The 12324-nt window shown below is 63.8% G+C and carries 9 protein-coding genes; 1 reads left to right on the plus strand and 8 read right to left on the minus strand.

Annotation, left to right across the window (positions count from 1 at the left end; translation table 11 throughout):
• Positions 1–8: 8 nt before the first annotated feature.
• The 7 genes from QMX78_RS00230 to QMX78_RS00260 all read right to left on the minus strand — a co-directional run bounded on the left by QMX78_RS00230 (position 9) and on the right by QMX78_RS00260 (position 10428).
• A complete protein-coding gene (locus QMX78_RS00230) occupies positions 9–455 on the minus strand; it encodes a DUF2147 domain-containing protein (RefSeq protein WP_282265437.1) in 447 nt (148 codons plus the stop codon).
• A gap of 753 nt (positions 456–1208) precedes the next feature.
• Complete coding sequence (locus QMX78_RS00235; RefSeq protein WP_282265439.1) at positions 1209–4787, minus strand: M1 family aminopeptidase; 3579 nt, start codon at positions 4785–4787, stop codon at positions 1209–1211.
• An 11-nt stretch (positions 4788–4798) separates the two neighbouring features.
• Positions 4799–5692, minus strand: coding sequence for an ABC transporter ATP-binding protein (locus QMX78_RS00240; protein ID WP_282265441.1), 894 nt, complete (start codon positions 5690–5692; stop codon positions 4799–4801).
• A gap of 533 nt (positions 5693–6225) precedes the next feature.
• Complete coding sequence (locus QMX78_RS00245) at positions 6226–6621, minus strand: VOC family protein (RefSeq protein WP_282265443.1); 396 nt, start codon at positions 6619–6621, stop codon at positions 6226–6228.
• Positions 6618–7688, minus strand: a complete 1071-nt coding sequence (locus tag QMX78_RS00250) for a serine hydrolase domain-containing protein (RefSeq protein ID WP_282265445.1) — start codon at positions 7686–7688, stop codon at positions 6618–6620. Before QMX78_RS00250 ends, QMX78_RS00245 begins: the two co-directional genes overlap by 4 nt.
• 20 nt (positions 7689–7708) lie before the next feature.
• The gene (locus QMX78_RS00255) at positions 7709–9604 is read right to left on the minus strand and encodes a DUF885 family protein (RefSeq protein WP_282265447.1); all 1896 of its coding nucleotides are present in this window, start codon (positions 9602–9604) and stop codon (positions 7709–7711) included.
• Between the two features lie 146 nt (positions 9605–9750).
• Entirely contained in the window at positions 9751–10428 is a 678-nt protein-coding gene (locus QMX78_RS00260) for a DUF502 domain-containing protein (protein WP_282265449.1), read from the minus strand.
• A 78-nt stretch (positions 10429–10506) separates the two neighbouring features.
• On the opposite strand from QMX78_RS00260, the gene QMX78_RS00265 reads away from it, so the two are divergent.
• A complete protein-coding gene (locus tag QMX78_RS00265) occupies positions 10507–11811 on the plus strand; it encodes a hypothetical protein (RefSeq protein ID WP_282265451.1) in 1305 nt (434 codons plus the stop codon).
• A gap of 1 nt (position 11812) precedes the next feature.
• Here QMX78_RS00265 and QMX78_RS00270 read toward each other — a convergent pair whose 3' ends face one another.
• Entirely contained in the window at positions 11813–12274 is a 462-nt protein-coding gene (locus QMX78_RS00270; protein ID WP_282265453.1) for a DUF4442 domain-containing protein, read from the minus strand.
• Positions 12275–12324: the final 50 nt, after the last annotated feature.

Genomic DNA, 12324 nt, shown 5'->3' on the forward strand with positions numbered 1-12324 from the left:
TGAGCGGCTTACTGGTCGCGCAGCCAGGTCTGGGTGCGGCAGATGAAGGCGATGCAGCCGGACACGTCCAGCTTGCGGCCGTTGTCCACCAAGGCGACCTTGGAGCTGTAGGTCTTGCCCTTGGCCGGGTCCAGGATGGTGCCGTTGGCCCACTTGTTGGCGCCGTCCGGGCGGACGTTCCAGAGGATGGTCATGCCTTCGATCGGCTTGCCCTTGTTGGTTCCTTCACATTTGTTGCAGACCGGATGCGGGCCCTGCTCGGACTGCAATACCTGCAGTACCTTGCCGCTGAGGGTGCCATTGGCGGCTTGGCTGATCTCGACGATGGACTTCACCCGGCCGGTTTCGTCATCGATGGTGCGCCAGCGGCCGGCTGCGCTGTCACTGGCGCTGGCGGAGAAGCCGGCAGCCAGCAGCGGCAGGGCCAGCAACAGGGTTTTGAAAGTCGTACGCATGAGTCCCCTCCCAGGGTGGGTTTGGTCAGCTGCCGGCGGCGCTGTTACGGGCCGAATGTAACCGCATTCGGTCCCGTACGGAATCCGCAGTGCAGCAGATTTTGGAGGATGTAGTGCCGAGCCATGCTCGGCAGGGGCTTTCCCGGCAATGCCTCAAAAGCTGCCCTCACCCCAACCCCTCTCCCGCCAGCGGGAGAGGGGCTTCAAGCAACGCGAGACTTGTAGTGCCGAGCCATGCTCGGCAGGGGCTTTCCCGGTATTGCCTCAAAAGCTGCCCTCACCCCAACCCCTCTCCCGCCAGCGGGAGAGGGGCTTCAAGCAAGGCGAGGCTTGTAGTGCCGAGCCATGCTCGGCAGGGGCTTTCCCGGCAATGCCTCAAAAGCTGCCCTCACCCCAACCCCTCTCCCGCCAGCGGGAGAGGGGCTTCAAGCAAGGCGAGACTTGTAGTGCCGAGCCATGCTCGGCAGGGGCTTTCCCGGCGATGCCTCAAAAGCTGCCCTCACCCCAACCCCTCTCCCGCCAGCGGGAGAGGGGCTTCAAGCAAGGCGAGGCTTGTAGTGCCGAGCCATGCTCGGCAGGGGCTTTCCCGGCAATGCTTCAAAAGCTGCCCTTACCCCAACCCCCGCTCCGCGCCCCAGTCCTTGCGCCAGCGCAAGGCCGTTCAGAATGGGCACGAACCAGCGGTTCGTAAACGCCCCTCCTTCCCCCCGCCAGCGGGAGAGGGGCTTAAGCCGGGCATCGCTCGCATCTCGCTTACTGCACCGTCACTCGCTTGCGGTTGTCGGCGGAAACCCGGTCGATCAGCTTGTTGTACGGGTCGAAGCCGGCCTCATCGGGCTTCTGGTCGACGGTAACGGTGATGCTCGGGGCAGCGGCGGTGATGTGGTGGCGCTGCAGGTACAGCACCTTTTCATCGCGTTCCTTGCCAGACGCGCCTTTGGCGAACACACCGACCTCGATCCAGTCGTCCAGCGTGCCTGCGGTCTCCTTGCCCATGCCGTCGGCATAGCGCTTGTCCGCATGCAGCTGCAGGGTCACGTCGTAGCGGCCGTCCGCCCGCTTCTTGGCGTTGGCCTCGACCACGCGGTTGTCGTAGAAGCTGATCTTCTCGAACAGGTCGGTGATCAGACCCTGCTGCTCGGGCTTGGCTTCGGCGCGGATGAACTCCAGCAGTTCGGCCGAGGTGGTATACGGCGGTTGCTGGAAGGCCTTGGCCTGGATGAAGCGGGACAGGGCGCGGTTCAACGCGTCCTCGCCCATTTCCTCACGCAGGCGATAGAACACCAGCGAACCCTTCTGGTAATGGATGTACTGCTGGTTCTCCACCCGGTACAGCGGCAGTTCTTCGACATCTTCGCCACCGCGGCCAGATAGATACCTGTCCAGCTCATCCTTCAGGAACTGGCGCATGTGGCCGCGTCCGTATTCCTTCTCCATCACCATCAACGCAGAGTATTGCGACAGCGATTCGGACAGCACCGTGGCGCCTTGCACGTTGGCGCCGATCACCTGGTGTGCCCACCACTGGTGCGCCACTTCATGTGCGGTGACATAGAACACGTAGTCGACATCATCCTTGTCACGCAGGTCGGCGATGAAGCCGATCGACTCGGAGTACGGGATGGTGTTGGCAAAGCTCTGCGCGAAGGATTGGTAGCCGGGGAATTCGATGATGCGCACCTGCTTGTGCTGGTACGGGCTGAAGTTGGCCTCGTAATAAGTCAGTGACTTCTGCACACCTTCGATCATCCGGTCCACGTTGTACGGATGCTTGGCGTCGTAATAGATCTCGATCGGAATGTTCTTGTACGTGGCCTTCTTCACCTGCCAGCGTGCCGACAGATAGGCGTAGAAGTTCAGCATCGGCCGGTCCATGGCGTAGCTGAAGCAGCGGCGGCCATCACGTTCGAACTCCTTCTGCAGATAGCCCGGTGCCAAGGCGATCTGGTCCGGTGCGGTGCAGACGGTACTGCGGAAATCCAGCCAGTCCGAGTCGTTGGAGATGTAGGTATTGGCACGCGCGGCCTCATCCTCCAGCTTGGGCATGCGCGTCGGTTCACCGAGGTCACGCTTGCGGCGTTCGTTGCGGTCGCTGATCTCCGCGCCGCTGTCATAACCAAAGGCCGGCAGTACACGGCTGTTGAAGAAGCTGCCGTTGTCGACGATCTGGGTCTGTGCCTGGTCGGAAGTGATGCCGTTGGGATGGATGTCGACGGTGAAGCGGATGTCGCGTTCCTCGCCCGGCGCCATCGGTGCGTCCAGGTGGTAGATGCGGTAGCCCAGTTCCTCATCGTGGGTGGTGAGCTTGGCGCCGCCCATTTCGATGCTGGCCAGGGTCTTGTCATCGCCCATCGTGACGTGGATGTCGGGGATGGCGGTCGCATGGGTATTGCGCACGCGGTAGACGCCGTCGATGCGCACGGACTGGGTTTCCGGGTGCAGGTCGACGTTGTTGTCGATGGCGATGATGCGCGGCTGCGGCAGGTCCTTGTACTTGCGGTAGTCGCGTTCGTAGCGGGCCTGGAGGTCGAGCTGCTGGTCCGGCGAGAAAAATTCATTGCGGATGTTGGTGTTCCAGTACAGCCAGCCGCCGCAGGCGATGGAGGCCAGCACCGCCGCCGCCAGGCCTGCACCCAACGGGCCGCGCAGGCGCTGCCTGGCCAGGCGCAGGCGCTGCCGCCAGCCCGAGTCCACGCCACGCACCCACAGGGCGGCGCACAGCAGCAGCAACACCAGCAGGAACAGCACCCAGTAGCCTTGGAAGGCCAGTTGCCCGGTCAGGAAGTGACCGTAGCCATTCATGTCCGAGTACGGCGCATTCGGCCAGCTGCCGAAGTTGTACAGGTTCTGGGTGTAGTCGAGCATGCCCAGCACCGACTGCCCGATCAGCAGCAGGATCAGCAGCGCGTAACCCATGAACTTGTTGTTGCTCAGCACCTGCAGCACCAACGCCATGCCGCCCATCAGGATGTAGACCACCGAGTTCAAGGCCAGCGTCTTGACGTACAGCAAGGGTTCGATCTGGGTGTAGCCCTTGCTCAGCTGGATGGCGATGGCGGTAAGGCCGCCGATGGCCTGGAACGCGACCACCACCGCGATCAGGGTGAGGAACTTGCCCAGCAGCGGCACCCAGTTCGGTACAGGCATGGCATCGCTGATGCCGGCGATGCGCGCGCTGCGTTCCCGCCAGACCAGCTCGCCGGCATAGAACAACACGATGATGATCAACAGGAAGCTGTAGCTACCCTGCAGCGCTTCCAGCATCTGCGAGGTCACTGGCCAGCTGGGTGTGCCGTACATGGTCTGACGGTGCAGGGCGCTGGGAATGAAGTTGGCCATGCCCAGTACCAGCAACACCAGGAACGGTGCACTGCGGAACACGCCCAGCGCATCGAAGCCGACCTGACGCAGCAGCTGTCGCCAACCGGTTGCAGCGTTGAAGCTGGGAGTGACCTTGGGTGCAACCACATTGCTGCGTTTGCCGTCGGTGGTAGCGACGCTGGCCACCTTCTTGCCCGGCTTGCGGCCGGTACCGCTGCGCTCGGTGCGGAACAGGGCGAACGTCGCAGCGAACAGGGCGCCGGTCACCGCCAGCCACAGCATGCGGTTCTCCAGCAGGTAGCCGGTGAACGCGGGCAGGCCGGTGTTGCGCTCTTCGGCCGACCAGTAGCGCGTTGCATGGCTCATCGCACGCATGCCCAGTGGATCGAGCAGCGAGGCGATGCGCATGTTGTCGATGTCGGCCAGCAGGGCGCGGCTGACGCCGTACAGCACGAAGAACACGATGACGCCGATATAGACCCACAGGATGTTGCGGGTGGTAACCGCCAGCACGGACAGCAGGGCGGTGGTGAACAGCACGTTCGGCAGCACCATGAAGGCGAACGACCATAGGTAGGGCCGCAGTGACACTGGCCCCAACCGGGCGGCATCGATCCACGGCATGAACTGGGCGATGAACAACCCGATGCCGATGATCACGTACATCAGCAGGCTGGCCAGCAGGGCCGCGCCAAGCCGCCCAAGCAGGTAGTCGCGGCGTTTGATCGGGCTGGAGAACACCAGTTCCGAGGTGCCGAGTTCGAAGTCGCGCAGCAATGCGTTGCTGACGAACAAGGTAACCACCAGCAGCCCGAGCAGGGTGAAGGAGGTCATGAAGCTGGCGATCACCGACGGTGCATTGCGGTGCACATTGCCGATGCCGCCGCCGATCTGGACGGCGTCGCTGGAGGCGGCACCGAAGGCGAGCAGGGCGAACAGCACCGCAAGCAGCCACAACAAGGGAGAACGCAGCTGCTCGCGTAGCTCGAAGCGCAGGAAGGCGAGGGTCATGGTCGTCTCCGTCAGGCAGCCTGCGCCTGCAGGCGCAGGCGCTGGAAGTAGACGTCCTCGAGACCCGGCGCTACCGGTTCGAAGCCTGCTTCAGGGCAGTTGTCGGCGAATACGTGGATCACCGGGTGGCCGCCAACCAGTCGCGTCGACAGCACGGTGAAACGGCTTTCGTACTCAGGCAGCGCGGTCTTCGCTACCTGCTTGCGCCAGACCTGCGCCTGCAGGGCATTGATGGCATCAGCAGGGCGCCCGGTCAGCAGCACCTCGCCCTTGTTCATGATGGCCATGGTCGGGCACAGGTCGGTGACGTCCTCGACGATGTGCGTGGACAGGATCACCGCTACGTTCTCGCCGATCTCGGCCAGCAGGTTGAGGAAGCGGTTGCGTTCCTCCGGGTCGAGGCCGGCGGTAGGCTCATCGACGATCACCAGCTGCGGATTGCCCAGCAGCGCCTGGGCGATGCCGAAACGCTGGCGCATGCCGCCGGAGTAGGTGCCGAGTTTGCGCTTGCGTGCATCCCACAGGTTGACCTGCTGCAGCAGCGCTTCGACCACTTCCTTGCGCTGCTTGCGCGCCGTCAGGCCCTTGAGCACGGCGAAATGGTCGAGCAGATCCAGTGCGCTGACCTTCGGGTAGACGCCGAAATCCTGCGGCAGGTAGCCAAGCTTGCGACGCAGTGCGTCCTTGTCGCGCAGGATGTCGATGCTGGCGCCATCGGCGGTGGTCAAGGTGGCGCTGCCGGTGTCGGCTTCCTGAAGCGTGGCCAGGGTACGCATCAGGGAGGATTTGCCGGCGCCATTGGGGCCGAGCAGCCCGAACATGCCGCGGGGGATGTCGAGATCGACATTTTTCAGTGCGTGTACGCCATTGGCGTAGGTTTTCGACAAACCACGGATCTGCAGCATGGGGACCGAACCTCTCCTTGGATGATGGCTGTCACATTCAGCTACAGCCGGGATTACGGCAATGCGCCGGAAGTCATTAGGACCAGGGACGTGGTGACGGTCGGAATGTGACCAAACCAAGTGTGGGAATGGCGTAAGCCAGCGAAGCTGGCGATGCTGGCGGAGATCGCAATCCACAATCTGGCGATGTACGAGCTTCGCGGCTTACGCCGCTCCCACAATCTGAGGCGCTGATGTGTTGCTGGGAATGCGTCCGCCGAGCTTGGTTCTACGCTCCCTCCCTTGCGCCGTAGGCGCAGGGGAGGGTTGGGGAGGGGTTGGCTCTATCGCTGTTGATCTTGCTTTGGCTTCGTGGCTTACGCCGTTCCTGCAATCCGTTGCGCGGATGTGTTGCCAGGAAAGCTCCTGCCGAGCATGGCTCGGCACTACGGGATAACGGCATCGCTTGTTTCTGCCCCTCTCCCGCTGGCGGGAGAGGGGTTGGGGTGGGGCTGCTTTTCGCCGGGAAAGCCTCTGCCGAGCGTCGCTCGGCACTACCGTGCTGGCGTCTCGTAGAGTTCCAGCGGCAAGTCGTCGGGGTCGGCGAAGAAGGTGAAGCGGCTGCCGGTGAACTCGTCCACGCGTATCGGCTCGCAGGCCACGCCTTCGCTTTGCAGATGGGTGACCACCTCGTCCAGGGCTGCAACCCGGAAGGCGAGGTGGCGCAGTCCGCGGGCTTCCGGGCGGCTGGGGCGTGCGGGTGGGTTCGGGAAGGAAAACAACTCGAGCTGGCTGCCATCGGGCAGGCGCAGGTCGAGCTTCCAGGAGTCACGCTCGCTGCGGTAGTTCTCGGCGATAACCTCCAGGCCGAGAATGCGCACATAGAAGTCACGCGAACGCGCGTAGTCGGCTGCGATCACTGCAACATGATGGATGCCAAGCAGACTCATCGCGCAGCATCCAGCCAGCGGCGGGCGATGTTGATGGCCAGTGCATAAGGCTCGGGTTCGTTGCGGTTGCTCAATACGATCACCGTCAGCTTCTGCCTGGGATAACGCACGATGACATTGCGGAAGCCGATGCTCTCGCCGCTATGCCACAGGGCATCCCCATTGATGCGCCAACCGAAGCCATAGAACGGCACATCGGGTTCAGTGGTTTTCGTTGCCGGGCTGAAGACCAGCTTCAGCGACGTCGCTTTCAGCAGACGCTCGTCGTACAACGCCGCATCCCACTTGGCCAGGTCGTCGATTGAGGAATAGATGCCGCCATCGCCGAGTACGGCGCTGGTGGTGCTCTGGTCGGTACGCTGCCAGCGGCCATCGATCTGGCTGTAGCCATAGGCGCGATTGGGTACCTCATCGACGCCGTCCTGATGCGCGTAGGTGTTGCTCATGCCCAGCGGCACGAAGATGCGCTGGCGCAGGAAGCTGGCGAAGTCGCTGCCCGAGGCCTTGCCCACCACCAGCGCCAGCAAGGCATAGCCGCTATTGCTGTAGCGGTAGTCACTGCCCGGCGTGAAGTACGTCCGGTTCTCTTTCTGCAGCAACTGCAGCACGTCGGCGTCATGGACCTGGCGGGTGTCGGCCGGGTCCATCAGCTCCTCGTAGTCAAGTAAGCCACTGGTATGGCTGAGCAACTGCCGTAGCGTCATCGTGTCGGCAATGGCGGGCAGGCTGGGCAGCCATTTCTTCAGCGGATCGTCGATGCCCAGCTTGCCGTCTTCGGCCAGCAGCAGGATTGCCGCGGCGGTGAACTGCTTGCTGACCGAGGCCAGGCGGAAATTGCTGGCTGGAGTAACCGCAGTGCCGTCTTCGACCACGGCCAGCCCGTAGCTACGGCGGAACGCGGGCTGGCCATCCTTCAATACCAGTACCGAAGCGCCGGGCACCTGGCCGTCGTAGCGCTGCATCAAGCCATCGATGCCCGCATCAGGCGGAGCCAAGGGGGCAGCAGCGGCCAGGCTGGAGCACGCGAACAGGCAGAGCAGGGCGAGTCGAGGTTTCCAGCGTGGCATGGTGGCTCCTGGGTAGGTGATCAGGCTTTCTTGCTGGCGATCCAACGGTCGATCTTGGCTTCAAGGATCTCCAGCGGCATGGAACCGTCCTTGAGGATTTCATGATGGAACTCGCGCGGGTCGAAGCGATCACCGAGTTCGGCTTTGGCCTTGTCACGCAGCAGGCGGATCTTGATCTCGCCTACGCGGTAGGCCAAGGTCTGGCCGGGCAAGGCCATGAAGCGTTCGACCTCGGAGGCGGCATCGCCGGCCGGGATATCGGCGTTCTTGACCATGTACTCAGTGGCCTGCTGGCGGCTCCAGCCGGCCGCATTCAGGCCAGTGTCGGCGACCAGCCGCACGGTGCGCAGCAAGGTGGTCTGCAGATAGCCGAGCTGGTCGTAGGGGTCGTTGTACAGGCCCAGTTCCTGGCCCAGTGACTCGGCATACAGGCCCCAGCCTTCGACATAGGCAACATCGCCCCCCAGGCGGCGGAAGCGTGGCAAGGCGGCCAGTTCCTGTTGTGCGCCCAACTGGTAGTGATGACCGGGAATGGCTTCGTGCAGGTATTGCATGGTCACTGCCCAGCGTTTGCGTGAGGGCAGGTCGCTGGTATTGACGTAGAGCACGCCGGGTTGTTGGCCATCGGCGCTGCCCGGCTGGTAGCTGGCGGCGCTGGAGGTGGCGGCGCGCTCGGCCTCCACGGCTTTGATTTCCAGGCTGGCCTTGGGCCGCTCGTTGAACAGTGCTGGCACGGCGGCATTCACCCGCACACCGGTCTCGGCATAGTGCGCAAGCAGGGCATTGGCATCGCGGAACACGAACTGGCGGTCGTTGCGCATCGCGTTGAAAGCCTTCTGCTGCGAGCCGCGGATCCTGGCCTGCTTCATCACCGCATCGATGCGTGCCTGCAGGTCCTTGACCTCCTGTTCGCCCAGTGCGTGGATCTCGGCCGGTGTGCGTGCCGGCGAGGTGCTGCTGGCAACATTGTGTGCATACCAGGCGCTGCCATTGGGCAGGGCTGCCATGCCATCGGTGCTGCGTGCAGCGGCCATGTAGTCGGTGGCGATGAAGCCGCGCAATGAACGATAGGCCGGCATGATCCGGTTCTCGATCATGCGCTTGTACTCGGCAGTAAGCCTGGCCTTGTCCTCGGCGGAAAAGTCCTCCGGCATGTTGCGGATCGGCCCCCAGAACAGGCTCTCCTCCGCAGTGGGTTTGATCACCGCATCCAGCTGCGGCAGCACTTTCTCCATCAGTGCGCGCGGCTGCACCACGCCGGCGGCCTTGCCTTCGCGCATGTTGGCGATGGCCTGGTCGAACAGGGCCGGAATGCCGAGTGAGCGCTTGGACCAGTTTTCATAATCCTTGACCGTGCGGAACGGCTGTGCGCCAGCGCCCGAGCCCAGCACCGCGATGATGCTGGACAGGTTGTAGTACTGGTTGATCGGCAGCATCCAGGTCGGGTACTGCTCGCCGGCCAGCGAGACCTGCGCGTCGCGCACGAAGATCTCATAGCTCAACAGGTCCTGGCCCTGCAGGCCGGTGGGGCCGACGGCCTGGACCTTGCCAAGCCACTCGACCATGAAATCGTGCGACTGCTGGCGCGAGGCCGCGGACAGGAAGTTGGGCAGTTGGTCGTTGTAGCGGGGATCGCCCTGGAAGGTAGCCTGCAGCGGGTTCAGCCGCATCGAGGCATCCCAGTATTCGTCGTAGATGCGGTTGAGCTTGGCCGCGTTGTCCTGCTTGATCGGCAGCGGCACTGCGGCCGGTCGGCGCGGGGCCGGGCGCGGCGTGGTGCGGGGCTTGGCGGCGCGGCTCTGCGGCGCTGACTGGCGCTGGGTTTTCTTCTTGGCCGCGTCGGCAGGGGCCGCAACGGAGAGCGTCATGATCGAGGCAATAGCAAGCGCAAGCAGGCGCAACGGGCTGTAAGGCATCAGGTGTTCCGCAAATACATCGACCCGGGAGCTTGCCCGATATCAGCGGTGACGGCCAGCCGTGGCGCGGATGAACACGCACCGGTGATACAGGTCCGGTTATATCCCATGCCTTGCGGTGCCTGCCGCAAGGCATGGGAGAGGACTCAGCGGTCGGCGGAGCGGGTGAATGGCACGCTGTCCGGGGCGACCGCACCGCCGGAAATGATGAAGCTCATGGCCTGGTCCACGGTCCAGTCGGTGGGGGTGAGCAACTCCACCGGGACGATTTCCAGGTAGCCGGAGGTCGGGTTGGGGGTGGTGGGCACATACACAGCGGCCAGTTCGCGGCCGGTGCCCTGCTCCTTGAGCACCCGGGTGACCAGACCGATGGACTTCATGTCGCGGTGCGGGAAGTCGATCAGCACCACGCGCTGGGTGCTGCCCGGTTTGGTCTGCAGGATGTCCAGCAGCTTCTTGGCGCTGTCATAGATGATGCTGGCCAAGGGGATGCGTCGGATCACCGCGCCAAACCAGCGCAGCAACTGTTGGCCGATGACCCGGCGGCTGAGGATGCCGACCAGCAGGATGACCAGCAGGGTCGCCAGCAGGGCGGTGATGTCCTGCATCCATTCGACCTTGATCCAGCCCAGGTAGTCCGGGAAGAAGGCGGCAATGCGCTCGGACAGCGGCACGATCAACGGGCTGCTGATGCCCGAGAGCAGGACGAACACGAATTTGACGACCACCCAGGTCAACCAGATCGGCAGCAGGGTCAGCAGGCCGGTGAGGAAAAGACGTTGCAGGGAGGGGCGGGGGGCGGGGGAGACGGCTTCAGGCGACATCCGTGAATTGTAGCGGGATGGCGCAGCCGGTTAACCTCCCGAGGTTAAGGGACGAATGCGTGGGGGAGGAACACTGTGTTGAAAGGACTGCGTTGGGTGTTGGGGGGAATGTTGCTGGTCATCTTCGTGGTTGCTGCTGCGTGGAGTGGTTCGCGATTGATGCCGGTGCCCAAGGCGGAGCGCGACGCGCTGGTGCTGATGCAGCAACCCGTCCACTTTGCCGGTCGCAATGCCTTCGAGGCCCTCTGGTTGCTGGACTTCGACGATGTTCCGGCGGCAGAGCGGCCGGGCTTGATCGAAGAAGACCGCCAGCGCGTCGCAGCCCTGGCCAAGCAGTCACTGACCGATGACCAGGTGCAGCCTACGATGCTGCGCGCGGCGCAGGAGCGCTATGTCAGCGCGCCGCCGCTGCAGCCCGCATGCCGTTGGAGCAGTGACGACTGCGTTGCCCAGTTGCGTGCGGATCCTGCCTCGGCCGAAGCAGCGTTGTCCGGCCAGCAGGCGTTGCTGACGCGGATAGCGGCATTGTCGGCTTACGACCATTACCAGAATCCGTTCACGCCTGATGCGCGGGCCCCAATGCCGAACTGGGCATTGCTGCAGCGCTCGCTGACCGCACACGCCTTGGCGCATGTGCAGGGGCGCAGCGCCGATGCGCTGGCAGGCCTGTGCAACGACACCCGCACGGCGAAGATGTTGATGACGCATGGCGATGGGCTGATGTCGGCGGTTATTGGTGCATCCATGGTCCGCGGCAATGTGGGTGTGCTGGCGCAGGTGCTGGCCGAACTGCCTGCTGAGCATCCGCTGCCCGCCTCCTGCGATGGCGTTTTCACCACCCCGCCAACCTCTGCACTGAGCCTGTGTCCGGCCATGCGGGGTGAGTTCCGCCTTGTTACCGAAGGGCTGTCGCGGATGGAGCAGCCGCTGGCCGTGCTGGTCTGGGACCCTGACAAAAGCAAGGCCCGCACCGCGTTGGCGATGCAGGGAGCGTGTACCGATGCGGCCTCGCAGGTGCTGGTTGCTGATCGAGCCTTGTTCATCGAGCCGCCGGTGCCGTCGTCGTGGCGGTTTGAATGCGTTGCCAATGTGGTTGGCTGTGTCCTGGGTGACATCGCAGCGCCTACTTACCGGTCTTACGCGCTGCGCCTGCAGGATGCCGGTGCGAGCCTGCGCCTGGCCGAAGCACTGTTATGGTTGCGCGCCAATCCACATGCCGATGCTGCCGAAGCACTGGCGGCGATGCCGGCACACCTGCGTGACGGTGAACGGCCGCTGCACCTGAGCGATGACGGCCGGAACCTGCAGGTTGAGCTGTACGCAAAGGCCGGCAGTGAAGGACCTTTGCGCCTGCCGCTGCCGGCAACGCGCGTCCGGCAGTGATTCAGACCTGGCCGCGAGCTTCCGGCTTGAGCCGCACGTAGACCTGCTTGCGCACGCGCGCTACTACTTCGCCGCTGGCATCGAGCACGTCGTTCTCGAACCAGTGCAGGTACTTGTCGCCATTGGCGGTGGCAGCCTTGACCTCGTCCAGGGTAGCGTCATCGAGCCGGAACTCGGTCCACACCACGCCACGGCCGGGCTTGAGGAACTCGATGGTGCCGGCCTTGTCCCAGACGAAGTAGCGGCTGCCCATGTTCTGCAGCAGGCACAACATCCAGAACGGGTCGGTCATGGCGAACAGACTGCCGCCGAAATGGGTGCGCACGTAGTTCACGTTCCACGGCCGCTGCCGCAGCTCGACCCGCACGTAGCGGTAGTCGGCGCTGATGGCGGTGACGTGGATGCCGGCGAACAGGAACGGAGGCCACAGGTTGATGCCGCGACGGAACAGGCTGGCTTTCATTGCGGATGCGGACTGACAGGGGAATCGGAGTCTAGCATTCGCAGGCGTAT

The organism is Stenotrophomonas sp. PS02298, from assembly GCF_029959445.1.
In the GTDB taxonomy this organism is placed as follows: Bacteria; Pseudomonadota; Gammaproteobacteria; order Xanthomonadales; family Xanthomonadaceae; genus Stenotrophomonas.

What these genes read in the sequence shown, in the direction of transcription:
- QMX78_RS00260 (WP_282265449.1), bottom strand. Translation starts at nt 10,428, where the DNA reads ATGTCGCCTGAAGCCGTCTCCCCCGCCCCCCGCCCCTCCCTGCAACGT.
- QMX78_RS00270 (WP_282265453.1), bottom strand. Translation starts at nt 12,274, where the DNA reads ATGAAAGCCAGCCTGTTCCGTCGCGGCATCAACCTGTGGCCTCCGTTC.
- QMX78_RS00255 (WP_282265447.1), bottom strand. Translation starts at nt 9,604, where the DNA reads ATGCCTTACAGCCCGTTGCGCCTGCTTGCGCTTGCTATTGCCTCGATC.
- QMX78_RS00250 (WP_282265445.1), bottom strand. Translation starts at nt 7,688, where the DNA reads ATGCCACGCTGGAAACCTCGACTCGCCCTGCTCTGCCTGTTCGCGTGC.
- QMX78_RS00235 (WP_282265439.1), bottom strand. Translation starts at nt 4,787, where the DNA reads ATGACCCTCGCCTTCCTGCGCTTCGAGCTACGCGAGCAGCTGCGTTCT.
- QMX78_RS00230 (WP_282265437.1), bottom strand. Translation starts at nt 455, where the DNA reads ATGCGTACGACTTTCAAAACCCTGTTGCTGGCCCTGCCGCTGCTGGCT.
- QMX78_RS00240 (WP_282265441.1), bottom strand. Translation starts at nt 5,692, where the DNA reads ATGCTGCAGATCCGTGGTTTGTCGAAAACCTACGCCAATGGCGTACAC.
- QMX78_RS00245 (WP_282265443.1), bottom strand. Translation starts at nt 6,621, where the DNA reads ATGAGTCTGCTTGGCATCCATCATGTTGCAGTGATCGCAGCCGACTAC.